General features: G+C 67.1%; 23 protein-coding genes. 17 read left to right on the forward strand and 6 right to left on the reverse strand.

The window, feature by feature from the left end:
* Positions 1-18: 18 nt before the first annotated feature.
* Positions 19-3,021, reverse strand: a complete 3,003-nt coding sequence (locus CQ040_RS06570; protein WP_258131175.1) for a glycine--tRNA ligase — start codon at positions 3,019-3,021, stop codon at positions 19-21.
* A 149-nt stretch (positions 3,022-3,170) separates the two neighbouring features.
* Between CQ040_RS06570 and CQ040_RS06575 the strand changes: the two genes are divergently transcribed.
* From CQ040_RS06575 to CQ040_RS06615, 9 genes are all read left to right on the forward strand, one after another.
* Positions 3,171-3,521 (forward strand): HIT domain-containing protein, encoded by a 351-nt coding sequence (locus CQ040_RS06575; protein ID WP_105525824.1) that lies wholly within the window; start codon positions 3,171-3,173, stop codon positions 3,519-3,521.
* Positions 3,522-3,600: 79 nt separating this feature from the next.
* Complete coding sequence (locus CQ040_RS06580; protein ID WP_258131216.1) at positions 3,601-4,626, forward strand: PhoH family protein; 1,026 nt, start codon at positions 3,601-3,603, stop codon at positions 4,624-4,626.
* Positions 4,623-5,081: an rRNA maturation RNase YbeY gene (ybeY, locus tag CQ040_RS06585; RefSeq protein WP_028501654.1), complete on the forward strand. Its 459-nt coding sequence runs from the start codon at positions 4,623-4,625 to the stop codon at positions 5,079-5,081. The genes CQ040_RS06580 and ybeY overlap by 4 nt, the downstream gene beginning before the upstream one ends.
* The gene (locus CQ040_RS06590) at positions 5,078-6,373 is read left to right on the forward strand and encodes a hemolysin family protein (protein WP_105525825.1); all 1,296 of its coding nucleotides are present in this window, start codon (positions 5,078-5,080) and stop codon (positions 6,371-6,373) included. Before ybeY ends, CQ040_RS06590 begins: the two co-directional genes overlap by 4 nt.
* Positions 6,366-7,262 carry a GTPase Era gene (era, locus tag CQ040_RS06595; protein ID WP_028501656.1) on the forward strand — a complete coding sequence of 299 codons (897 nt, stop codon included), beginning with the start codon at positions 6,366-6,368 and terminating at the stop codon, positions 7,260-7,262. The genes CQ040_RS06590 and era overlap by 8 nt, the downstream gene beginning before the upstream one ends.
* A gap of 54 nt (positions 7,263-7,316) precedes the next feature.
* Positions 7,317-7,844: an RNA polymerase sigma factor gene (locus tag CQ040_RS06600; protein ID WP_105525826.1), complete on the forward strand. Its 528-nt coding sequence runs from the start codon at positions 7,317-7,319 to the stop codon at positions 7,842-7,844.
* The gene (locus CQ040_RS06605) at positions 7,837-8,817 is read left to right on the forward strand and encodes a hypothetical protein (protein ID WP_105525827.1); all 981 of its coding nucleotides are present in this window, start codon (positions 7,837-7,839) and stop codon (positions 8,815-8,817) included. The genes CQ040_RS06600 and CQ040_RS06605 overlap by 8 nt, the downstream gene beginning before the upstream one ends.
* A complete protein-coding gene (locus tag CQ040_RS06610) occupies positions 8,814-9,284 on the forward strand; it encodes a hypothetical protein (protein ID WP_105525828.1) in 471 nt (156 codons plus the stop codon). Before CQ040_RS06605 ends, CQ040_RS06610 begins: the two co-directional genes overlap by 4 nt.
* A 15-nt stretch (positions 9,285-9,299) precedes the next feature.
* Positions 9,300-10,256, forward strand: coding sequence for an NADP-dependent oxidoreductase (locus CQ040_RS06615; RefSeq protein ID WP_105525927.1), 957 nt, complete (start codon positions 9,300-9,302; stop codon positions 10,254-10,256).
* 1 nt (position 10,257) lies between these two features.
* Here CQ040_RS06615 and CQ040_RS06620 read toward each other — a convergent pair whose 3' ends face one another.
* The gene (locus tag CQ040_RS06620; protein ID WP_258131176.1) at positions 10,258-10,905 is read right to left on the reverse strand and encodes a hypothetical protein; all 648 of its coding nucleotides are present in this window, start codon (positions 10,903-10,905) and stop codon (positions 10,258-10,260) included.
* Positions 10,906-11,099: 194 nt separating this feature from the next.
* Between CQ040_RS06620 and leuA the strand changes: the two genes are divergently transcribed.
* Positions 11,100-12,854 (forward strand): 2-isopropylmalate synthase, encoded by a 1,755-nt coding sequence (gene leuA / locus CQ040_RS06625; RefSeq protein WP_105525830.1) that lies wholly within the window; start codon positions 11,100-11,102, stop codon positions 12,852-12,854.
* Between the two features lie 74 nt (positions 12,855-12,928).
* On the opposite strand, the gene CQ040_RS06630 is transcribed toward leuA, so the two are convergent.
* A complete protein-coding gene (locus tag CQ040_RS06630) occupies positions 12,929-13,309 on the reverse strand; it encodes a VOC family protein (RefSeq protein WP_105525831.1) in 381 nt (126 codons plus the stop codon).
* A gap of 68 nt (positions 13,310-13,377) precedes the next feature.
* Between CQ040_RS06630 and CQ040_RS06635 the strand changes: the two genes are divergently transcribed.
* Positions 13,378-14,106: a TetR/AcrR family transcriptional regulator C-terminal domain-containing protein gene (locus CQ040_RS06635; protein ID WP_105525832.1), complete on the forward strand. Its 729-nt coding sequence runs from the start codon at positions 13,378-13,380 to the stop codon at positions 14,104-14,106.
* Between the two features lie 25 nt (positions 14,107-14,131).
* On the opposite strand, the gene CQ040_RS06640 is transcribed toward CQ040_RS06635, so the two are convergent.
* Positions 14,132-14,830: a trimeric intracellular cation channel family protein gene (locus CQ040_RS06640; protein ID WP_105525928.1), complete on the reverse strand. Its 699-nt coding sequence runs from the start codon at positions 14,828-14,830 to the stop codon at positions 14,132-14,134.
* Between the two features lie 34 nt (positions 14,831-14,864).
* Here CQ040_RS06640 and recO point away from each other — a divergent pair, with 34 nt between their 5' ends.
* Both recO and CQ040_RS06650 read left to right on the forward strand, forming a co-directional pair.
* Entirely contained in the window at positions 14,865-15,608 is a 744-nt protein-coding gene (gene recO, locus CQ040_RS06645) for a DNA repair protein RecO (protein WP_028501666.1), read from the forward strand.
* Entirely contained in the window at positions 15,605-16,408 is an 804-nt protein-coding gene (locus CQ040_RS06650) for an isoprenyl transferase (protein ID WP_028501667.1), read from the forward strand. The genes recO and CQ040_RS06650 overlap by 4 nt, the downstream gene beginning before the upstream one ends.
* On the opposite strand, the gene CQ040_RS06655 is transcribed toward CQ040_RS06650, so the two are convergent.
* A complete protein-coding gene (locus CQ040_RS06655) occupies positions 16,348-16,959 on the reverse strand; it encodes an AAA family ATPase (protein ID WP_105525833.1) in 612 nt (203 codons plus the stop codon). The genes CQ040_RS06650 and CQ040_RS06655 overlap by 61 nt on opposite strands.
* Before the next feature lie 66 nt (positions 16,960-17,025).
* On the opposite strand from CQ040_RS06655, the gene CQ040_RS06660 reads away from it, so the two are divergent.
* Positions 17,026-17,712: a DsbA family protein gene (locus tag CQ040_RS06660; protein WP_105525834.1), complete on the forward strand. Its 687-nt coding sequence runs from the start codon at positions 17,026-17,028 to the stop codon at positions 17,710-17,712.
* On the opposite strand, the gene CQ040_RS06665 is transcribed toward CQ040_RS06660, so the two are convergent.
* Positions 17,709-18,203: a glutathione peroxidase gene (locus tag CQ040_RS06665; protein ID WP_105525835.1), complete on the reverse strand. Its 495-nt coding sequence runs from the start codon at positions 18,201-18,203 to the stop codon at positions 17,709-17,711. The two genes, CQ040_RS06660 and CQ040_RS06665, sit on opposite strands and share 4 nt — an antisense overlap.
* Positions 18,204-18,262: 59 nt before the next feature.
* On the opposite strand from CQ040_RS06665, the gene dusB reads away from it, so the two are divergent.
* The 3 genes from dusB to dnaG are packed head-to-tail and all read left to right on the forward strand — an operon-like array spanning position 18,263 to position 22,651.
* Complete coding sequence (dusB, locus tag CQ040_RS06670) at positions 18,263-19,417, forward strand: tRNA dihydrouridine synthase DusB (RefSeq protein ID WP_105525836.1); 1,155 nt, start codon at positions 18,263-18,265, stop codon at positions 19,415-19,417.
* Complete coding sequence (locus tag CQ040_RS06675; RefSeq protein WP_105525837.1) at positions 19,407-20,792, forward strand: deoxyguanosinetriphosphate triphosphohydrolase; 1,386 nt, start codon at positions 19,407-19,409, stop codon at positions 20,790-20,792. The genes dusB and CQ040_RS06675 overlap by 11 nt, the downstream gene beginning before the upstream one ends.
* Positions 20,792-22,651: a DNA primase gene (gene dnaG, locus CQ040_RS06680; protein WP_105525838.1), complete on the forward strand. Its 1,860-nt coding sequence runs from the start codon at positions 20,792-20,794 to the stop codon at positions 22,649-22,651. Before CQ040_RS06675 ends, dnaG begins: the two co-directional genes overlap by 1 nt.
* Positions 22,652-22,662 lie beyond the last annotated feature (11 nt).

Genomic DNA, 22,662 nt, shown 5'->3' on the forward strand with positions numbered 1-22,662 from the left:
GTGAAGACGATCCGGAGATCAGGGCACCAGCGGCTTGAGCTCTGTCCACTCGGCGAGTGCGCGGGCGCGTGCCGCGATCACACCGACCAGTCCCAGTCGCACCCGTCGGATCTGCGGGTCGTCGTCGAGAACGCGCGCATCGTTGAAGAAGCGATCGATGTGCGGAGCGAGCTCGCGAAGTGCGCCCAGGAAGCTCTCGATGTCGCCTTCTTCGCCCAGAGCGTCGTCGAAGCGGCGGACTTCCGCAGCGAACGCGGCGTCTCCGGCGTCTCCGCCCTCGATGATCTCTCCGACCACGTCAGCAGGTGCGATGTTGACGACTCGCAGCAGCGCCTCGAACTCCGCAGTGAAGTTCTCCGAGGCGAGCCAGGATTCCAGAGCGCTGATCGTGCGATCGGCCGCGCTCGGACTGCCGACGGCCGGGAGCGCTGCCCGGACTATCGCGATGTCGTGGCCCTCGGAGACGAGCTGCTGCGAGTAGCGCTTCTCGAGCACATCCACCACCGCAGCGCGGACCTCGTCGGACACCTCCAGTCCTTGGGCGGACAGGCCGGACGCCGCGTGAGCGATGCCGGTGTCGATCGTGATGCTGATGCCCGGGCGGCTGCGGAGAACGCCGATGATGCCGCCGGCGATCCGACGGATGCCGAACGGGTCTGAGCTGCCGGTCGAGCTGATCCCCACGGTCGTGAGGCCGGTAAGGAGATCGAAGCGATCGGCCAGCGAGAGCACGGCGCCGGGCAGGGTCTCGGGCAGTAGAGCTCCGGAGAAGCGCGGGCGCTCCATCTCCTCGAGGGCGATGCTCGTCGCCTCGTCGAAGCCGGCCCGCCTCGCGTATTCCTCGGCCATGGTCCCTGCGAGACCCGAGAACTCGATGACGAGCTGAGAGGCGAGGTCGAACTTCGCGACGGCACCGGCCTTCTGCACGACCGCCTTCGATGCCGCATCGAGCTCTGCGATCTCAGCGAACTCCGCGGCGAGGGCGTCGATCCGTCGCGAGCGGTCGAGGAAGGAGCCGAGGCGATCCTCGACGAGAAGCTTTTCGAGCATCAGCCGGAACTCCGACGGCGTCTTCTCGAGGTCGGCGCGCCAGAAGAACTTCGCGTCCTCGAATCGTGCACGCAAGACGTTCTCGTTGCCGCCGCGGACGACATCCTCATCGAACGGGCCATTGGCGACGATGATGAAGGAGTTGCTCAGAGCTCCATCGACCCAGATCGGAAGGTAGCGCTGGTGCTTCTTCATCACGGTCGTGAGCACCGAAGATGGGACTTCGAGGTACTCGGCGCTGAACGAGCCGAGAATCGGGCCAGGAGCCTCGACGAGATCTGTGATCTCGTCGATGAGCTCCGCGTCGGTCTCCGCGTCGATCGCGCCGCCGACGGACGCGGCGAGCCTCTCTGCGGCGGCGACGATGACCGCGCGTCGCTCTGCGCGGTCGAGGATGATCTGCTCGTCGCGGAGGATCTGGTCGAAGTCCTCGAGCGAGCGCACCTCGCGCACAGGAGGCTCGCTCGTTCGCAGCACCCGGGTGCTGCGCGAAGAGGCGACGGTGGAGACTGCGAGCGGGATCTCGACAGTCCCCCAGAGGGCGAGGAGCCAGCGGATCGGACGGACGTAGGTGAGCTCGGGGTCCGACCAGCGGATGTTCTTGTGAGCGCGGAGGCCCACGACGACCTGCTCGAACACGGTGGAGAGGACTTCCGTGACCGGACGCCCCGGGAGCGTGCGGGTCACGGCGACATGGCGGACACCGTTGACATCGACCTCGACGATCTCGTCCGGGTCCGCGGCGTTCTTGCGGAGGAACCCGTTCAAGGCGTTCGTCGGAGCGCCGGCGTCGTCGAATGCCGCCGTCCAGCGCGGACCGCGAGCGACATGCTCGAGTTCTGCCTCGACGGCCGGGACGCCGGAGAGCCGCACGACCACTCGGCGCGGCGTGCTGTCGACACGAAGATCATCGAACGCGAGGCGAGTCGTCGCGAATGCTCCCTGGAGAAGCTCGCGCACGCTTTCTGCGATCGCCGGGACTTCGGAGGCGGGCAGTTCTTCGAGGCCGATCTCGAACAGCACATCGGCGGGGGAGGCGTCAGGTGCGACCACGGCGGCATCGGCTCGCACCGCCTTCTCCGAGACGGCCGATTCTCCGAGGGGGTGATCCAGTTCGTCGCGGATCTCGACCCAGAGCTGTGCGCAATCACGGACCAGATTGCGCATGAGCTTGAATGCCTTCGTGCGCTCCGTCGTGCTCACGGCACCACGGGCATCGAGGATGTTGAACGCGTGGCTGCACTTCAGGGCGAAGCTGTAGGCGGGCACGGGAAGGCGGTTCTCGACGAGGCGGCGTGACTCCAGCGCATAGGCGTCGAAGAGTGCCCGCGTCGTCTCGATATCGGCGTCGTCGAGGTAGTAGCGGCTCATCTCGTACTCGGACTGACCGAAGATCTCGCCATACGAGACGCCGTCGGAGTACTCGATCTCCTTGAAGTGATCGACACCCTGGAGGGCCATGAGAATCCGCTCGAGCCCGTAGGTGATCTCCACCGGGATCGGGCTGAGGTTGATGCTGCCGAGCTGCTGGAAGTAGGTGAACTGCGTGATCTCCATGCCGTCGAGCCAGACTTCCCAGCCCAGGCCCCACGCACCGAGCGCGGGCGAGGCCCAGTTGTCCTCGACGAAGCGGACATCATGCGCCTGCAGATCGACACCGATGGCCTCGAGGCTCTTGAGATAGAGCTCCTGCGGGTTTCCCGGCTCCGGCTTCAGGATCACCTGGAACTGGTGGTGCGTCTGCAGACGGTTGGGGTTGAGGCCGTACCGCGAGTCGTCGGGTCGCACACTGGGCTCGACATATGCGACCGCCCACGGTTCCGGACCGAGCACCCGAAGCGCGGTCGAGGGGTTCGCCGTACCGGCTCCGACCTCCGCGTTCAAGGGTTGCATCACCATGCAACCGACGCCTGCCCAGTACTCCTGGAGCTTCAAGATCGCATCCTGCATGGAGAGCGCGTGCTTCGTCACCTGTACCTCGGTTTCTCGAACACCCCCGATTTCGGGCGACGCGATCGACGGCGCGTCAGTGACTCCGAGCGGTGGGTGTCCACCCATCCTAGCCGCCGGTGCGGAAGGCTCAGGGCTGCGCGGACGCGGCGATCAGTAGACTTGTGGGTATGACGGAACCCTCGATCTTCACCCGCATTCTGAACGGGGAGATCCCTGCCGAGATCCTCGGTGAGACGGACCGCCTCTTCGCGCTGCGCGATATCGCACCGCAGGCGCCCGTGCATCTCCTCGTCGTACCCAAGGTCGCCGACTACCGTGACGTCGCTGAGCTCGCAGCCGGCGACCCGAGCCTGCTCGCCGAGATCGTCGTCTTCGCGAAGAAGCTGGCAGCCGACCACACCGAGGACGGCGACTTCCGCCTCGTCTTCAACACCGGCGCGAATGCCGGGCAGACCGTGTTCCACGTCCACGCCCATGTCCTGGCCGGCGGACTGACCGAGAAGAGTGTCGGTGCCTGAGAATCACGAACCGCAGGAGCGGAGCCTGGGCGGTCAGCCCCCTGAGGCGGTCGAGAAGATCTATGTCGACGGCATCGCCATGGTCCAGCTTCTCGGACCGCAGGACCGACTCCTGCGCATGCTCGAGAAGGAGCACCGCGATGTGCAGGTGCTCGTGCGCGGCAACGAGATCACCCTCAGCGGTGGCACAGACGCCGTGGCGAAGGCGAAGTCGTTGGTCGACGAGCTGCTCGCCATGACCAAGGCCGGGAATGATCTGGCTCCGAGCGACGTCGCGACCTCCGCGCGCATGCTGCGGGAAGAGGGCGGACCGCGTCCCAGCGAGGTTCTCGGCGAGGCGATCCTCACGACTCGTGGCAAGTCGATCCGCCCGAAGACGCTCGGGCAGAAGGAGTACGTCGACGCGATCGAGGAGAACACGATCGTGTTCGGGATCGGTCCCGCCGGAACCGGCAAGACCTACCTCGCCATGGCGAAGGCCGTGCAGGCACTGCAGCGCAAAGAGGTCTCGCGCATCATCCTGACCCGTCCAGCCGTCGAGGCGGGGGAGCGGCTGGGATTCCTCCCCGGCACACTCACGGACAAGATCGATCCGTACCTGCGGCCCCTGTACGACGCGCTCAACGAGATGATGGACCCCGAGATCGTCCCGCGTCTGATGGCGACGGGAACGATCGAGGTCGCACCTCTCGCCTACATGCGCGGACGCACCCTGAACGACTCGTTCGTCGTTCTCGACGAGGCCCAGAACACCACGCCGGAGCAGATGAAGATGTTCCTCACGCGCCTCGGATTCGGAACGCGGATGGTCGTCACCGGCGACATCACGCAGGTCGATCTTCCTCAGGGGGCTTCCGGCCTCCGCCTGGTCACCCGCGTGCTCGACGGCATCGACGACATCCACTTCTCCAGGCTCACCAGCGATGACGTCGTGCGGCACTCGCTGGTCGGCCGCATCGTCGACGCGTACAGCGAGTACGACGAGAAGCGCACTGCGCAGCGGTTCGAGCGCGAACAAGCAGCCGAGTTCGCCAACCGCGCCGACCGCAGGGGCGCACAACGACCAGGACCGCGTGATCGCACGCCGAAACGAGGACTCTCATGATCGAGATCAACAACGAGTCAGCCATCGACGTCGACGAGACCGTGCTGCAGCGGCTGACCGACTACAACCTCGCGCAGCTGCACGTCAGCCCGGACGCCGAGGTGGCGATCGTCCTCGTCGACGAGGGCGCCATGGAGGCTCTCCACGTGCAGTGGATGGACGAACCCGGTCCCACCGACGTCCTCAGCTTCCCGATGGATGAGCTGCGCCCTGGGACCGAGGACCGGCCGACCGCTCCCGGCCTGCTCGGCGACATCGTGCTGTGCCCACAGGTGGCCGAGACGCAGGCCCAGGCCGCCCACCACACTCTGATGGACGAGCTCATCCTGCTCACCACGCACGGGCTGCTCCACCTCCTGGGATTCGATCACGCCGAGCCCGACGAGGAGCGTGAGATGTTCGGACTGCAGAAGGAGCTCATCCAAGGCTTCGCCGCGGCTGAACGCCGTCGATGACAGCGACGCTCCTCCTCGTCGCCGCCGTGCTGCTGGTGGCGTTCGGCGGTCTCATGTCGGCGATAGACGCCGCCTACGGCGTCACCTCGCGCGCCGGCCTCGCCGACATGGCGACGCAAGGGCGCAGAGCGAAGGCTCTGGGTCGGATCGCTGGCGACCTCGATGCGCACGTGAACGCGGTCGCCTTCATCCGTGTGCTGGCTGAGGTCACCGCTGCGGTTCTCGTCACGGTCGCGTTCACGATCCTCATCGACAACAACTGGTGGGCGATGCTCGCCGCCGCGGTCCTCATGACCGCGATCACGTTCGTGCTGGTGGGGGCGAGTCCGCGATCGTTCGGACGTCAGCACGCCGAGGCGATGATCCGCGGCACCGCGTCCATCGTGCGCGGGCTTCGCATCTTCCTCGGTCCGCTCGCCCAGGGACTCGTGCTGCTCGGCAACCGGGTCACCCCTGGTACCGGTCGCAGCTCCTTCACCAGCGAGGACCAGCTGCTCAGCATGGTCGACGAGGCTGCCTCGAACGACCTCATCGAGGAGGATGACCGTGACCTCATCCACTCGGTGTTCGACTTCACGGACCAGTTCGTCCGGGCCGTCATGGTGCCCCGCACCGAGATGGTGACGGTGGATGCCACTGCGACCACCGATGAGGCGATGTCCCTGTTCCTGAATCGTGGCGTGTCCCGGATGCCGGTCGTCGACGACGATGCCGACGACGTGGTGGGTGTGCTGTACCTCAAGGACCTCGTGCAGTTCGCCTACCGTGACGACAGCGCCTGGCGCGCGGCATCCGTCCGTCCGATCGCCCGACCGGCGACCTTCGTCCCGGAGTCGATGCGCGCGGAGACGCTCCTGCAGCAGATGAAGCGCGATGCCGTGCACGTGTGCCTCGTGATCGACGAGCACGGCGGGATCTCCGGGCTCGTGACCCTGGAGGACCTGATCGAGGAACTCGTCGGGGAGATCTCCGACGAGTACGATCAGGTATCGGCGGAATTCGTCGATCTAGGTCACGGACGATACCGCGTGAGCGCCCGGCTCTCGCTCGAAGACGTGGGCGATCTTTTCGGTCTCGAGCTCGAGGACGAGGATGTCGACTCGATCGGCGGCTTGCTCGGCAAGGCGCTGGGACAGGTACCGCAGCCCGGTGCGACAGCGACGCTGGATGGTCTGGTCCTCACGGGCGGGGCATCCCGTGGTCGTGGGCGAGGTATCGCGACGGTGTTCGTGGAACGTGCGGCGGGGGAACCCGACGCTTCGCAGGATGAAGGAGATCGAGACGATGACTGACGACACTCGAAGCGGGTTCGTGACATTCGTCGGCCGCCCCAACGTCGGGAAGTCGACCCTGACGAACGCACTCGTCGGCGAGAAGATCGCCATCACCAGCGAGAAGCCGCAGACCACCCGGCGGGCGATCCGCGGCATCGTGAACCGTCCTGAGGGTCAGCTCGTGATCGTCGACACCCCCGGAATCCACAAGCCGCGCACCCTGCTCGGCGAGCGGCTGAACGATCTCGTCGAGCAGGTGCTGGGCGACGTCGACGTCATCGGCTTCTGCGTACCGGCGAACGAGAAGGTCGGACCCGGTGACCGGCGGATCGCCGCGTCGCTCGACGGCTACGCCCGCGCGAAGAAGATCGCGATCGTGACGAAGATGGATGCCGCCGGGCGAGATGAGGTCACTGCACGGCTGCTCGAGGTCGATGCGCTGCGTGAGGACTGGGCCGCGGTCATTCCGCTCTCCGCCCTGACGCACGAGCAGCTCGACGTGCTCTCCGACGAGATCCTCACGCTGATGCCGAAGGGACCGGCGCTGTATCCGGAGGGGATCACGACAGACGAGTCCCAGGAAGACCGCATCGCGGAGATGATCCGCGAAGCCGCCCTTGAGGGCGTGCGCGACGAACTCCCGCACTCGATCGCCGTCGTCATCGACGACATCGCGCCGCGCGAGGGCACCGACCTGACCGACGTGCACGCCTCGATCGTGGTGGAGCGCGACAGCCAGAAGGCGATCATCATCGGGCACAAGGGCAAGCGGCTCAGCGAGGTGGGAGCGCGAGCTCGCGCTGGTATCGAGGAGCTGCTGGGGACACGAGTGTTCCTGGGCCTGCACGTCAAGGTCGCGAAGGAATGGCAGCGCGATCCGAAGCAGCTCGGCCGGCTCGGCTTCTGAGATGAGCTCGGGCACCACGTCGATGGCGGCGGGAAGACCGCCGACCCCGGCGACATGAGCGTTCGCAGCGAAGACCCGAATCCGCTGCGAAACGAGGTCTTCACCCGAGTGTTCGACGAGCATTGGGCGGCAGTTCGGCACCACATCGAGGGTGTCGTCGGTGACGAGGACGAGGTCACCGAGATCGTCTCCGAGGTGTTCCTGTACGCCTGGTCGCGGCTCCGACCCGCACGACCGCCCGGCAGGGTCTGGCTGCTGCGTGCCGCGGACCGGCGTCTACGGTCTCGCTCCGGTCGCGCATCCACGCCGCACGGTGCTCTGGATGCCGTTCACTGGGGGGTGTCGGGCGAGGAGGAGCGGCCAGGTCATATCGGCCGCATCGAGGTCGTTCGGGCTTTGGCTGTCCTCACCCCGCCTCAACGGCGTATCATCATGCTCACGTACTGGGATGGACTCGCGGTGGGGGAGATCGCGGAGTTGTTGCGCGCTTCTGAGTCACGGGTACGAAAGACGCTGAGCCGCGCGCAGGACCGCCTGCGCGAGGAGCTGGGCCTGGAGGGGCTGATAACGGGTGATGACTGAGAACGCCGTGCTCGAGCGGATGCTGAGCGATGCCGACCCTGCACCGACGCCGCGTGATGCGGCGCCTGACGCCCGGGCCCTCGCGACTCGCGACCGCATTCTCCGCACGGCTGGCGCGCCGAAGCGACGCCGCGCGCGGACGCTGGGCTGGACCGGCGGGCTCACGGCCGTTGCCGCATCCACTGCTCTCGCCATCGCCGTCTTCTCTCCGCAGGGTGCCGCCGTTGCAGGGACGCCATCGCCGCTCGACTTCAGCGGCTCGAGCACGGTTGCCCAGATCGTGGACAACGCCGGTGTGGCTCTCGCCGACTCACCCGGTCCCACAGCGCCTGCCCGCACCGTCAGGTCGGCCTCCTGGGGATTCGCCGTCGAAGTCGACGCGAAGACCACGACCGTCGTGCCGCAGCTCTCGACATTGACCTGGGAGCCGGACGGTTCGGGGCGGATGACGATCATCGCCGGCGTTCCGTATGATCCCTCCGACGCGGTCGCCAGCAATGCTGCCGAGGTCACGAGCAGCGGAAAGGTCGTCACCGATCTCGTGATGGCGCCTGGCGACTTCGAGAGCCCGTGGACGACCGTGCCCGGCGAGACGCGCGACGACATGGTCGAGATGCTCCGTGCGTTCGGGATGCCCGTCGACCCGACGGCGTTCGACGTGGAGATGGCGGTCACAGCGGCCCTCGACCAGTGGACGCTGACGGATGCGCAGCACGAGGAGATGCTCCTCCTCCTCGAGGAGGCCGGTGGCGGCGACGCCCTGGGCACCACGACCGACAGGCTGGGCCGCGCGGTTACCGGGATCCGCGTGCAGTCGCCGGACGGTGCGGTGAGTGACCTGATCCTGGTGTCTCGTGAAACCGGGCGGATCGTCGGTGCCGAGCGCACCGTGCTGATCGCCGATGACGTTTTCCCCGCGGGCGCGATCATCTCCTACCGCATGTGGGACCTCGATGAGGGGACTGTTCGATGAAGCGCAGCACTCTTCTGGCCGCGGCCCTGCTGGGGCTGGTCATCACCCTGGGTGCGTCACCCGCGAATGCCGCCGTCGATGACCCCGAGGTCGATCCTCTGGTCGCTGCGGTGCTCGAGGAGGTGCCCGGTGGGGTGCTCATCGACGCGACGCACGCCGTGTGGCCCGAGCTGGGGATGGAGCTGAGCGTGCCTTCGGCGTCACGCATCACGGCGCGTTCCGTCGGGAGCTGTGCGACGGGGAAGATCTGCGCCTACAACGCGAGCTCGCTCGGCGGGGGATCGCTGACGTTCGCGACGTGCAGCGTGAGTACGGTCCCGTCGAGCTTCACGGTGAAGTCCGTGGCGAACGCGCGCAGCACCGGGTCCGTGCAGGTACGAAACGGAACCACGGTGCTCACGACGGTGAATGCCGGCACCTGGGGCAACGTCTCCGGCTCGGTGACCAACCTCCGCTGCCTCCTCTGAGCGGTGTCGTCGTCGATGCTCGTCGGAGGGGTGCCCGTGGTGCAGCACTGGATCGCGACCGCGTGGGGTTCGCCTGACTGCTGGGAGTTCGTCGAGGAGTACCTGCCGGCGCCGGGCGCCGGTGAGGTCACGATCCGGGTGCACGCCGCGGGCGTGAACCCGGCGGACGCGAAGCATGTCGCATCCGAACGACCGGGTCTCGCGCTCCCGGTTCCCATCGGGTACGAGGTCTCCGGTGAGGTCAGCGCGATCGGGCCGGACACCCGGATCGGCTCAGGGGCTGCGGAGGTCGGTGACGAGGTCATCGCGTTCCGGGTGCGCGGAGGGTATGCGACGGAACTCACCGTCCCGGCGGAGAAGGTGTTCGCGAAGCCGACGACGCTGTCGCACCCGGAGGCGGCGAACCTCCTGCTCGTCGGGACGACCGCAGCCGAGATGCTCGCTGTCACGGGAGCGGCGCCCGGCGAGACGATCCTGCTCCACGGCGCCTCGGGTGCGGTGGGAGCGAGCGTGTTGCAGCAGGCGCGGCTGCGCGACGTCCGCGTCATCGGCACCGCGAGCCCTGAGCGCTTCGACGAAGTGCGGCGCTTCGGCGGCATCCCCGTGGCATACGGGCCCGGTCTCGCCGACCGCGTCGCCGTGCTGGCAGACGGGTCGATCGCCGCTGCGCTCGACGCCGTCGGCACCGATGAAGCGGTGGACACGTCGCTCGACCTGGTCGCGAACCGTGGGCGCATAGTGACGATCGCCGCCTTCGGACGCGCGGGAGCGGAGGGTATTCTCGCGATCGCCGGATCGATGCCGGACAGCACCCGATTCCGTGACGAGGTGCGCGGTGAGCTCATCGCGCTGGCGCAGAACGGCGATCTCGTGGTGCCGGTGGCCGAGACGTTCCCGCTGGAGCGAGCGCGAGCCGCCCACCGGCTCCTGGCCACCGGCCACCCGGGAGGCAAGCTCGCGTTGATCCCGTAGTTCAGTCGATCTCGCGCAGTGCAGAGGTCACGAACACCACGTCTTCGCCGAACTCCGCATCCGCGGCATCCTGCATCGTGCCGTCGTCCCACACGACGCTCAGCCAGACATAGCCGCGATCCGTGCCCACCGTGAGGGCTTCGGCGCCGAGTCGGGCGGAGATGTCGTCCTGGATCCGGGTGAGTTCCTCGGCGGGCGTCTTGCCCTCGACGCCGCCGGTGGGGTCTTCCGGAGCAATCGGGTCGTAGAGCGCGAGCATGATGGGCGGATCGGTGTTGGTCAGCCGATCACCGTCGTACGTCGCATACACGGCATACGTGCCCCAGGTGGTCTCGCCGCTGGTCTCGCTGCCTTCGACGCCATCCCACGACCAGTCATCGAGCGGTACTCCGCTGCACTGTGGAGGGAACGACTCCATGATCGCTCCCATGCACAGCTGCACGTCGCCGGCGACGTCCAGCACGGTGCCGGTCCCGATGACGCGCCCTTCCGGCAGGTCCGGCTGGGCATTCTCGAGGCGTTGATCGGAGGGGACGGTCGTGCTCGTCGGGGCCGCGGAGCTTCCCGGACCCGTCGCGCATGCGCTCAGGAGCAGGAGGCCGACGGTGGATGCCGCGGCGATGGACAGGCGACGCTGCGATGTGCTCATACCGGGGAGTGTCGTGAAGGCCGGGATCGTCTCACAGCTCGTCGAAACGGCCGAGGCATCCCTGCTACCATGACCACATGCCTTTCGGCGGTCTGCTTCTTCTTAGCTGCCGCGACGAGTCCTAAAGCTAGGGCCTTCCTCGTCGCGGCGCTTGTGTTGGCCCGTTCATCTTGACGAAGAGAAGAAGCCCCATCATGCAGAACACTCAGCGCTCGTCCGCGATGCCGATCCACAAGTACCGGCCGTTCCACGAGCAGATCAACGTTCACCTGCCTGACCGCACCTGGCCCGATGCCCGCATCACCGAGGCACCGCGCTGGTGCGCCGTCGATCTCCGCGACGGCAACCAGGCGCTCATCGACCCGATGTCGCCCGAGCGCAAGCGCGTCATGTTCGAGCTCCTCGTCAGCATGGGATACAAGGAGATCGAGGTCGGCTTCCCGTCGGCGAGCCAGACCGACTTCGACTTCGTGCGTCAGCTCATCGAAGAGAACCTGATCCCCGACGACGTCACGATCCAGGTGCTGACCCAGGCGCGCGAGCACCTGATCGCCCGCACCTACGAATCGATCGCCGGCGCCAAGCAAGCGATCGTTCATCTCTACAACTCCACCAGCGTGCTGCAGCGCGAGGTCGTCTTCCGCACCGACAAGCAGGGCATCATCGACATCGCGCTCGAGGGCGCGCGCCTGTGCCGCCAGTTCGAGAAGACCATTCCCGACACGAAGGTCTACTACGAGTACTCACCGGAGAGCTACACCGGCACCGAGCTCGAGTTCGCCGTCGACATCTGCAATCAGGTGATCGAGGTCTTCGAGCCCACGCCCGAGCGCAAGGTGATCATCAACCTGCCGGCGACGGTCGAGATGGCTTCGCCGAACGTCTACGCCGACTCGATCGAGTGGATGAGCCGCAATCTCGCACACCGCGAGAACGTGATCCTGTCGCTGCACCCGCACAACGACCGCGGTACGGCGATCGCCGCCGCCGAGCTCGGCTACATGGCAGGGGCCGACCGCATCGAGGGCTGCCTGTTCGGCAACGGCGAGCGGACCGGAAACGTCGACATCGTCGCTCTGGGCATCAACCTGTTCACCCAGGGCATCGACCCCCAGATCGACTTCAGTGACATCGACCAGGTGAAGCGCACCGTCGAGTACTGCAACCAGCTGCCCGTGCCCGAGCGCAGCCCCTGGGCCGGCGACCTGGTCTTCACCGCGTTCAGCGGTTCGCACCAGGACGCGATCAAGAAGGGCTTCGAGGCCATGGCCGTCCGTGCCGAGGCCGAGGGCGTCACGGTCGACGACATCGAATGGGCCGTGCCGTACCTGCCCATCGATCCGAAGGACCTCGGCCGCTCGTATGAGGCCGTCATCCGCGTCAACTCGCAGTCCGGCAAGGGCGGCGTCGCCTACCTGCTGAAGGCCGACCACGCGATCGATCTGCCCCGCAAGCTGCAGATCGAGTTCTCGGGCGTCGTGCAGTCGAAGACGGATGCGGAGGGCGGCGAGGTCACGAGCGAGCAGATCTGGTCGACGTTCAACGACGAGTACCTGCCCGCTGTCGACACCGCAGCCAAGTGGGGTCGCTTCGAGTTGCTCGCGACGCAGACCCGCAGCGACATGTCGGGCGATGTCGTGCTCGATGTGGTTCTGCGCGACGACGACCAGGAGGTGTCCGTCTCGGGCAACGGCAACGGTCCGGTCGCGGCCTTCGTCGAGGTGCTCCGAGGGCAGGGCTTCGACATCACCGTCTACGACTACGTCGAGCATGCTCTCAGCGCCGGTGGCGACGCGCAGGCCGCGGCCTACGTCGAGCTGCAGGTCGGTGACCAGCGTCTGTGGGGCGTCGGCATCGACGGCGACATCTCGACCGCATCCCTCAAGGCGATCGTGTCGGGCGTGAACCGCTCCATCCGCACCCGCCGACAGGAGCTCGCGGCGGTCTGATCACCGAGTCTGATCACCGTAGGGCGGCGGCCAGGATCCCTGTGGATCCCGGCCGCCGTCGTCCGTTCAGCGGATCACTCGATCCACTGCACCAACTGCCAGATGAGTCCGTTCGGATCCGCGAACTGGCAATAGCGCTCGCCCCAGGGCTCGGTCTCCGGGGGAGTGATGACTCGTGCTCCGGCATCCGCGATGCGCGCGAAGTCTCCATCGATGTCATCCACGACGAACACGAGCAGCGTGCCTTCTCCCGCGGAACCGGCGATCGCCTGCGGGCGGAATGTCGGCAGCCCGGTTTCGAGGAAGATGATGTTGGGTGGCGAGTCCGGGTGTTGCAGGGAGATGAAGCCTTCGGCGGACATCGCCTCCTCGAACCCGAAGTGGGTCATGGCGAACGACGCCGAAGCGGCTACGTCGGGGACGTTGAGCGAGATGGCGGTCTGGGTGATGTTCATGGTCTCTCCTGTCATAAACTACGTACAACGTACAGAGTTAAGCGAATGAACAGCGAGGATATTCCGAGATGGCGAAGAATCTTGTGGATCTGCTCTGGCGCAACGACGCACCCGCCCGGCCGTTCGGCCGCCGTGGCCCACGGTCCCGGCACTCGACCGATGACGTGTTGGCCAGGGCGATCGAGATCGCCGACGAAGGGGGATTGGACGCGCTGACGATCCGCGCTCTGGCACAGTCCCTCGAGCTCACTGCGATGTCGGTGTACACGCACGTCAACAGCCGCGCTGACCTGCTCGTGTTGATGATGGACGAGATGCACGCGCGGATGCTGGTGACTCCGATCGATGAAGCGGGGTGGCGTCGGCGGGTACGGGCCTTGGCTGAGGACAACCTCGCTCTGCTCCGCGCACACCCCTGGATGCTGGATGTCGAGGATCATCGGATCGCGCTCGGCCCTGGGACGATCGCGAAGTACGATCGCGAACTGCACGCGTTCGACGAGGCAGGGCTGTCTGATGTGGACCGTGACGCGGCGCTCTCCTTCGTCGTCGACTTCGTCGAGGCCGCGGCCTCGAGGATGCACGCGAGCGCGCGACGAGCGCAGTTCGGCCCGTTCTGGGCGGATGCAGGGCCGCGGCTGGCGAACTACCTCGGAGACGACCTTCCGCTCGCGCAGTCGGTCGGGCGGGCCGCCGGCGAGTCGATGGGCGGACCGTATGACGCCGAGGTCGCGTGGGAGTTCGGCCTGGCGCGTGTGCTCGACGGTCTGGCCGGCATCATCTCGGAGCCGCGCTGAAGGGTGAGTGCCGTGACCGAGGCGCTCAGCGGTCGGCGCTGGGCTTGACGATCGCGATGGCGCCCGTCTCGGCGGCGACCTTGCGGCGGTAGATGCGGCGCTGCTCCGGCAGGGAGACGTCGAAGGTGACGGCGAGGATGCGGATCACGGTGGTCACCGCGATGCCGACGATGGCCGCGATCGTGATGGGCATGCCCAGCGCCACGGCGATCACGATGAATGTGCAGCCTGCGCCGGCGGCGACCGCATAGAGCGAGCCGACGTGCATGATCGCAGTCGGCAGCCCCATCAGCATGTCGCGGAGCACGCTCCCGCCGACGGCTGCGCAGACGCCGATGAAGACCGCCGGTACCTCGGGGATGCCGAAGGCGAGGGCCTTACTCGTCCCGAAGGCGCCGAACATACCGATCACTACTGCGTCGAGCACGACGATCGCCGTGTTGAGGCGGGTGAAGAGTCCCGCGAGCAGCATGCCGAGGAGCGCCGCCCCACCCGCGGTGACCAGGTACCACTGGTTCTGGAGGGTCGCGGGTGTCTGTCCGAGCAAGATGTCGCGGATCAGACCGCCACCCATGCCGATCATGATTCCGATGATCGCGACGCCGAGCCAGTCGAGGCGTCGCTGCCCCTGGAACCCGGATGCGAACATCGCGCCCTGGACCCCGCCGAGGCCGACGCCGAGCAGGTCCGCCCACAGCGGAATGGTGAAGAGCGGTTCGGTCACGCGTCCATTCTCGCGCACAGAGGATAATCGAAGGGTGCCCACCTATCGAGACGAAGCGGTGATCCTGCGCACTCACAAGCTCGGTGAGGCGGATCGCATCGTCACGATGCTCTCGCGGCGGCATGGCAAGGTGCGTGCGGTGGCGAAAGGCGTGCGTCGCACATCGTCGAAGTTCGGCGCCAGGCTCGAACCGTTCATGGTCGCCGACGTGCAGCTCTATCAGGGGCGTTCGCTCGACATCGTGCAGCAGGCCGAGTCGCTCGGCTCGTACGGCACCGACATCGCCGCGCACTACGACCGGTTCACCGCGGCGAACGCGATGGTGGAGACTGCTGATCGTCTGAGCGATTCCGAGGCGACCCCCGACCAGTACCTGCTCCTCGTGGGCGGGCTGCGCGCGCTGTCTCGTGGCGAACACGTCGCGCGCAGCATCCTCGACTCCTATCTGCTGCGGGTGATGTCGCTCTCGGGGTGGGCGCCATCTCTTGACGAGTGCGCGCGCTGCGGCACCCCGGGGCCGCACTCGAAGTTCGTCGCGCAGCTGGGCGGAGTCGTATGCGGGAACTGTGCTCCAGCCGGTAGCCCGCGCGTCGCCGAGAAGACGTTGACGCTGCTGCGTGCTCTGATCGCGGGGGAGTGGGACGTCATCGATGCGTCCTCGCATGCCGACACCGCAGCTGCGTCCGGACTCGTCTCCGCCTACGCCCAATGGCACCTGGAGCGCGGCATCCGCTCGCTCGCTCATGTGTCCGACATTCCTCCGGAAGGACCACGGTGAGCCCGAAGCCCTACACCCACAAGGACGCCGTGCCGTATCGCCCACTGGACTGGACGGGCGCGCACCCGCCGGCGTTCCCGGCCGTGCCCGAGCACGTCGCGATCGTGATGGACGGCAACGGCCGCTGGGCCAACCGCCGGGGTCTCAATCGGATCGAAGGCCACAAGGCGGGCGAGGAAGTGCTCCTCGACGTGGTCGCCGGTGCGATCCAGGCAGGTGTGAAGCACCTCTCCGTGTACGCGTTCTCGACCGAGAACTGGGCGCGCTCTCCCGAGGAGGTCCGCTTCCTCATGGGCTACAACCGCGATGTGCTGCACCGCCGTCGTGACCAGCTCAACGAGTGGGGCGTGCGCATCCGCTGGGCCGGGCGTAAGCCGCGGCTGTGGGGCAGCGTCATCAAGGAGCTGCAGCACGCCGAGCAGCTGACTCGCGGCAACGACGTGCTCACCCTCACGATGTGCGTGAACTACGGCGGGCGGGTCGAACTCGTCGATGCGATGCGCGCGATCGCCGAAGACGTCGCAGCCGGACGAGTGAAGCCGAAGGCGATCAGCGAGAAGATGATCCGTCGGAACCTCTATGTGCCGGACATGCCGGACGTCGATCTGTTCCTGCGCAGCTCGGGGGAGCAGCGCACCTCGAACTTCCTGCTGTGGGAGTCGGCCTACGCCGAGATGGTGTTCCTCGACACGCTCTGGCCCGATTTCTCGCGCGAGGAGCTCTGGCGGGCGATCGGCATCTACCTCTCGCGCGACCGTCGCTTCGGTGGCGCGATCGACGTTCCCGACGCCCCGGCCTGAGCCTGCAGCCAGCGTTCGGTCTCCCGCGGATGCTGGAGCCGGACGATCGTGAGGTGCGGGAAGCGCGCCTGCAACTCGGGGAAGCGTTCTGCCCACTTGTGCAGTGTCGCCGTCTGCCACGCGAGGATGTTCTCCTCGGGGTCGTGGTTGAGCAGGTTCCACGGCCCCTTCTCCCGGTTGCCGTTCCAGAGCTCTCGTCGCAGGATGCCGCGAGCCAGGGTGCGCCTGATCAAGCGGCTGCGCACCACCCGGTACGGGTAGTCGAGCCAGAGCGCGAGCTGCGCACGTGGCGCGAGGATCTCGTCAGTGCCCTTGCTCGTGTACTGCCATTCGGTGATCCACCGGTCGTCGGCGGCGAATGCGCGCACGTCGTCGAGGAACTCGCCCCTCGGCGTCCAGTTCGCGCCATGGAACAGTCCGTCGATCTCGACGTGGCGGAGCCCCCACATGGCGCCGAGGCGGCCCGACAGGGTGGTCTTCCCCGCCCCGGAGACACCCGCCACCAGAACGCGTTCGGGTCGGAACGGCAGGGGGTCGACGGCGGAGAGCATCCGAGAATCCTAGCTGCGGCGCCTGCACCCTGGAATAGCTCACAGAACCATGCGGTTGGATGAAGTGTGACTGAACCCATCTCCATCGACATCTGGTCCGACATCGCCTGCCCCTGGTGCTACATCGGCAAGCGCAACCTCGAGAAGGGTCTCGAAGCGGTCGCCGCTGACGAGGACGCACCGCAGGTCAACATCACCTTCCATTCATTCGAGCTCTCGCCCGACACCCCCGTCGACTTCGACGGCGACGAGATCGACTTCCTCGCCGGTCACAAGGGCATGCCCCGCGAGCAGGTCGAGCAGATGCTGTCGAACGTGACAGGCGTCGCCGCGAACGCGGGACTCCAGTACCGCTTCGACCTGCTGCAGCACACCAACACGGTGAAGGCGCACGAGCTGCTGCACTTCGCGAAAGCCGAGGGGCTGCAGCACGAGCTGGAGGAGCGCCTCATGTCCGCCTACTTCACCGAGGGCAAGCACGTCGGTCGCATCGATGACCTCGTCGAGCTCGCGACCGAAGTCGGCTTGGACGCTGACCGTGCGCGCGTGGCGCTGGAGAGCGAGCAGTACCTTCCGGCCGTGCGTCAGGACCAGGCCCAGGCCCGCGCATACGGCATCCAGGGCGTGCCGTTCTTCGTCGTCGACGGCCAGTACGGCATCAGCGGCGCACAGCCGCCCGCCGCGTTCGAGAACGTTCTGCGTGACCTCTGGTCCAAGCGCGGAGAGACCGAAGCGGAGACCGCCGCGGTCTAGCGGGTCAGTGCCGCCTCGATCGCGCTGACGATCTCGGGGGCGTCCGGCTTCTGCTTCGGGCGGAAGCGCAGGACGTCCCCGTCCGGCAGCACGAGGAACTTCTCGAAGTTCCACTCCACACGACCGGCCTTCCCGCCGGCGTCCGGCGCCGCCTTGAGCGCCTTGTAGAGCTCCGACGCGTTCTTGCCGTTCACCTTGACCTTGTCGTTCACCGGGAAGCTCACGCCATAGGTCGTCGAGCAGAACTCGAGGATCTCGTCGACCGAGCCCGGCTCCTGGCCGAAGAACTGGTTGCAGGGGAAGCCGACGACGGTGAAGCCACGGTCCCCGTACAGACGCTGCAGTTCTTCGAGCTGCTCGTACTGCGGCGTCAGGCCGCACTTGGATGCGACGTTCACGACCAGCACCACGTCGGCGCCGAGGTCGTCGAGGGTCTTCTCCTCGCCCTTCGCGTCGGTGAACGGGATCGTACGGAGCGCGGAATCGGTCATATTCACAGCTTAGATCGCAGCGTCCGCCCTGGCTCCGCGTCTGGGAGAATAGAGGGGACATGACTCTCGCCACCGCCCCAGCCCGCCCCCTCCGCATCGGTCCGATCGATCTCGACGTGCCGGTCGTCCTCGCGCCCATGGCCGGCATCACCAACACCGCTTTCCGGCGTCTGTGCCGTGAGTACGGTGCGGGGCTCTATGTGAGCGAGATGATCACCTCGCGCGCGCTCGTCGAACGCAACGAGACCACGATGCGGTTGATCCGGCACCACGAGTCGGAGACACCGCGATCCATCCAGCTGTACGGCGTCGATCCGAAGACCATCGCCGAGGCCGTGCGCATCATCGTCGCCGAAGACCACGCCGACCACATCGACCTCAACTTCGGGTGCCCGGTGCCGAAGGTCACGCGCCGGGGCGGGGGAGCTGCCCTTCCCTGGAAGTCGAAGCTGTTCGCCGACATCGTCGACCAGGCTGTCAAGGCCGCGGGCGACGTGCCGCTCACGGTGAAGATGCGCAAGGGCATCGACCGCGACCACCTGACCTTCCTCGAGGCGGGGCGTGCTGCTGAAGACGCCGGTGCGGCTGCCGTCGCCCTGCATGCGCGCACCGCGAGCGAGTTCTACTCCGGGTTCGCCGACTGGAACGCCATCGGTGAGCTCAAGCAGGCGGTCACGAGCATCCCGGTGCTCGGCAACGGCGACATCTGGTCCGCCGACGACGCGGTGCGCATGATGGCCGAGACCGACTGCGACGGCGTCGTGGTCGGACGTGGCTGCCTTGGGCGCCCGTGGTTGTTCGGCGAGCTCGCCACGGCTTTCGGTGGCGAGGGCAAGACGGTCGATGCGACCCTCGGGTTCGTGGCCGACGCATTCCGCCGGCACGCCGAACTCCTCGTCGAATTCTTCGAGGACGAAGACCGTGGCTGCCGCGATGTGCGCAAGCACGTGTCGTGGTACTTCAAGGGCTATCCCGTCGGCGGAGACATTCGCACCGGGCTCGCAACCTCGTCGAGTCTGGCGGAGATCGACGACTTCCTCGGAAGACTGGATCGCACCGCCCCCTATCCCGGTGCGGATGCCGAAGGGCAGCGTGGTCGATCGGGTCACCCCAAACGAACGGCACTGCCCGACAAATGGCTGGAATCGCGGGAGCTCGCATCGTCGGCTTCGGAGATGATGCGTGGAGCGGAGATCGAGAACAGTGGTGGTTGACCCTCAGATCGGACTGCGCGCCGACGGTTACGACGCGCGAGACGCCGAGCGCTTCTTCGCCGAGACCCATCGCTCCGAACGCAACGACTTCGCTCGTGACCGAGCGCGTGTGCTGCATTCCGCGGCGCTTCGGCGGCTCGCAGCGAAGACACAGGTGCTGAGCCCGGCGAGCACGGCAGACTTCGCACGCAACCGGCTCACGCATTCGCTCGAGGTCGCACAGGTCGGGCGCGAGCTCGCCGTCGCGCTCGGCGTCTCTGCCGATGTCGTCGACACCGCCTGCCTCAGCCATGACCTGGGGCATCCGCCGTTCGGCCATAACGGCGAGCGCGCGCTCAACGAATGGGCCGAGCACATCGGCGGCTTCGAGGGGAACGCCCAGTCGCTGCGCATCCTCTCCCGACTCGAGGCGAAGGTGCTCGACGACCATGACCGCTCGGTCGGGCTGAATCTGACCCGTGCCAGCCTCGACGCGACGTGCAAGTACCCGTGGACGGTCGACAGTCCGGTGCCGGATCCCGGTGGGCGTCTGAAGTTCGGGGTGTACCCGGAGGACGAGGCCGTCTTCCGTTGGATGCGCGAGGGTGCTCCAGGGCGCCTGCGCTGCATCGAGGCCGAGATCATGGATCTCTCCGATGACATCGCCTACTCGGTGCACGACTTCGAGGACGCGATCGTCAACGGCTACGTCGATGTCGCGCAACTCGCCGACCCGCACGCGCACGACGCACTCGTCGGACGGATCCAGCAGTGGGTGGGTTACGACTTCACCCGAGACGAACTGGCCGATGCTCTCTACCGCCTGTCGTCGCAGCCGATGTGGCTCGCATCCTTCGACCGTTCGAGGCAGGCTCTCGCCCGGCTCAAGAACCTCACGAGCGACCTGATCGGTCGCTTCGCCCGCGCTGCCGTCTCCGCCACCACCGACGCATACGGGACGACGGCGCTGGTGCGCTACAACGCCCATGTCGTCGTGCCGCGCGTGATCGAGGTCGAGATCGCCGTGCTCAAGGGGATCATGGGTCAGGCGATCGTGACGATCGAGGCGCGCAAGGGCGTGTACAAAGAGCAGCGGCGAGTGCTGAAGAGGCTAGGCGATGCCCTCTGGTCGACCGATGCCCTGTGGTCGGCGGGATCCGATGTGCTCGAGCCCGCATTCGCAGCGGACTTCATCGCAGCCGAAGACGACGCCGAGCGGGCCAGGGTCGTCGTCGACCAGATCGCGAGCCTCACGGATCAGAGCGCGATCGACTGGCACAACCGGCTGGTGGGGGAGATCGATCCCGCCGAGGTCGGCATCTGGACGCCCCGTCATGCCCGTCCCGGCGCCGGCGCGCACGCCGAAAGGCGGCCTGTCGCCGAAGGGGCGCGCTGATGCCGAGGATCCTGCAGGCCGACGTCGACGAGGTCAAGGCGCGCACGAACATCGCCGACATCGTCGGTGAGCGCGTCGCACTCAAGTCGGCGGGCGTCGGATCGCTCAAGGGATTGTGTCCCTTCCACGACGAGAAGAGCCCGAGCTTCCATGTGCGCCAGCAGGTGGGGTATTACCACTGCTTCGGCTGCGGAGAGTCAGGGGACGTCTACTCCTTCCTGCGCGAGATGGACCATGTCAGCTTCACTGAGGCGGTAGAACGTCTCGCCGGTCGCATCGGCTACACGCTGCACTACGAAGACGGGGGAGCGGCGCCCGAGACCAGCGGTCGCAGCCGGCTCTACGCGGCGAACACCGCTGCGGCAGAGTTCTTCCGCGCACAGCTACTCACGGCTGATGCCGAGGCTGGTCGACGCTTCCTCGGTGAACGTGGCTTCGACGCCGGTGCGGCAGCGCATTTCGGTGTCGGCTTCGCGCCGCGGGGCTGGGACGGCATGCTCAAGGCGCTCACCGCGCAGGGGTTCACCCGCGAGGAGCTCAGCAACGCCGGTCTGGTCTCGACCGGGCAGCGCGGTGTCTATGACCGGTTCCGCGGGCGCCTGGTGTGGCCGATCCGCGATGTGTCCGGGCAGACCATCGGCTTCGGTGCGCGCAAGCTCTTCGACGACGACAACGGTCCGAAGTACCTGAACACGCCGGAGACGCCGATCTACAAGAAGGCCCAGGTGCTCTACGGGCTCGACCTCGCCAAGCGCGACATCGCGCGCGGAGACCCTCGCCGGGTCGTCGTCGTCGAGGGGTACACCGACGTGATGGCCTGCCACCTCGCCGGCCTCACCACGGCGATAGCGACCTGTGGCACGGCCTTCGGGACCGAGCACATCAAGGTGCTGCGCCGGGTGATGGGTGATGACAACGCATCGGGCGAGGTCGTCTTCACGTTCGACGGTGACGAGGCGGGCCAGAAGGCGGCGCTGCGTGCCTTCACGGAAGACGACAGGTTCAACGCGCAGACATTCGTCGCGGTCGCCCCCGATGGACTCGATCCGTGCGACATGCGCCTCCAGCGCGGAGATGCGGCCGTGCGTGGGCTGATGGACACCAAGCAGCCGATGTTCGAGTTCGCGATCGACCGCAAGCTCGGGGGCTTCGACCTCTCGACCGTCGAAGGGCGGGTCGGTGCCCTCCGTGCGGCGGCTCCCATCGTGGCGGAGATCCGCGACCAGCTTCTGCGGCCGGGGTACGAGCGCGTCCTGGCACGCCGGCTCGGGATGGACCCGACCGAGGTGCGCAGCGAGGTCGAGCGTGCGGCCCGTGGCGGATACGCGCCGCAGCCCGTGCGTCGAGAGGCCCCGCAGATCGACCCGGAGACGGGGGCGCCGGTGGTCGCGCCTGTCACGCTGGCAAGCCTCCCGCGCACCCCTGATGTGGCTGTCGAGCGCGATGCGCTGATGGGCGCTCTGCAATACGGGCATCAGGTGGATCAGCCGCTCCTGAATCGTGCGTTGGGCACCCCCTTCCGGACCCCGGGTCTGGACGCTGTGCGTGAAGCGATCGCAGCGGCCCCCGATCGCACGAGGGCCGGGTGGGTGACAGAAGCTGTGAACAGCGTCCGTGAGCCGTATCGCTCGCTCGCAGGGGAGTTGCTGATGACGCCGTTCCCTGCACGCGACGAAGAGCGAGCGGTCGCCACCGTGGCAGACCTCACCCGCCGACTCGTCCTGCGCCAGCTCGAGCACGAGAAGCAAGAGCTCCTCGGTGCCGTGCAGCGCGTGCCGGCAGACTCCGACGGCGGTCGTGCCCTGCGGATGCGTCTGCGCGATATCGACGCGGAACGCCAACGCTTCGCCGAGTCGTAACCCCGACCGGG

It is taken from the genome of Microbacterium sp. MYb54, from assembly GCF_002979515.1.
Classification (GTDB): Bacteria; Actinomycetota; Actinomycetes; order Actinomycetales; family Microbacteriaceae; genus Microbacterium.

Excerpts from the sequence above, each read along its gene's own strand:
- CQ040_RS06605 (WP_105525827.1), top strand. The coding sequence starts at position 7,837 with ATGACTGAGAACGCCGTGCTCGAGCGGATGCTGAGCGATGCCGACCCT.
- CQ040_RS06635 (WP_105525832.1), top strand. The coding sequence starts at position 13,378 with ATGGCGAAGAATCTTGTGGATCTGCTCTGGCGCAACGACGCACCCGCC.
- CQ040_RS06580 (WP_258131216.1), top strand. The coding sequence starts at position 3,601 with ATGGTCCAGCTTCTCGGACCGCAGGACCGACTCCTGCGCATGCTCGAG.
- CQ040_RS06655 (WP_105525833.1), bottom strand. The coding sequence starts at position 16,959 with ATGCTCTCCGCCGTCGACCCCCTGCCGTTCCGACCCGAACGCGTTCTG.
- CQ040_RS06575 (WP_105525824.1), top strand. The coding sequence starts at position 3,171 with ATGACGGAACCCTCGATCTTCACCCGCATTCTGAACGGGGAGATCCCT.
- CQ040_RS06665 (WP_105525835.1), bottom strand. The coding sequence starts at position 18,203 with ATGACCGATTCCGCGCTCCGTACGATCCCGTTCACCGACGCGAAGGGC.
- dusB (WP_105525836.1), top strand. The coding sequence starts at position 18,263 with ATGACTCTCGCCACCGCCCCAGCCCGCCCCCTCCGCATCGGTCCGATC.
- CQ040_RS06620 (WP_258131176.1), bottom strand. The coding sequence starts at position 10,905 with ATGAGCACATCGCAGCGTCGCCTGTCCATCGCCGCGGCATCCACCGTC.
- era (WP_028501656.1), top strand. The coding sequence starts at position 6,366 with ATGACTGACGACACTCGAAGCGGGTTCGTGACATTCGTCGGCCGCCCC.
- dnaG (WP_105525838.1), top strand. The coding sequence starts at position 20,792 with ATGCCGAGGATCCTGCAGGCCGACGTCGACGAGGTCAAGGCGCGCACG.
- CQ040_RS06610 (WP_105525828.1), top strand. The coding sequence starts at position 8,814 with ATGAAGCGCAGCACTCTTCTGGCCGCGGCCCTGCTGGGGCTGGTCATC.
- CQ040_RS06615 (WP_105525927.1), top strand. The coding sequence starts at position 9,300 with ATGCTCGTCGGAGGGGTGCCCGTGGTGCAGCACTGGATCGCGACCGCG.
- CQ040_RS06630 (WP_105525831.1), bottom strand. The coding sequence starts at position 13,309 with ATGAACATCACCCAGACCGCCATCTCGCTCAACGTCCCCGACGTAGCC.
- CQ040_RS06590 (WP_105525825.1), top strand. The coding sequence starts at position 5,078 with ATGACAGCGACGCTCCTCCTCGTCGCCGCCGTGCTGCTGGTGGCGTTC.
- ybeY (WP_028501654.1), top strand. The coding sequence starts at position 4,623 with ATGATCGAGATCAACAACGAGTCAGCCATCGACGTCGACGAGACCGTG.
- leuA (WP_105525830.1), top strand. The coding sequence starts at position 11,100 with ATGCAGAACACTCAGCGCTCGTCCGCGATGCCGATCCACAAGTACCGG.
- CQ040_RS06600 (WP_105525826.1), top strand. The coding sequence starts at position 7,317 with ATGAGCGTTCGCAGCGAAGACCCGAATCCGCTGCGAAACGAGGTCTTC.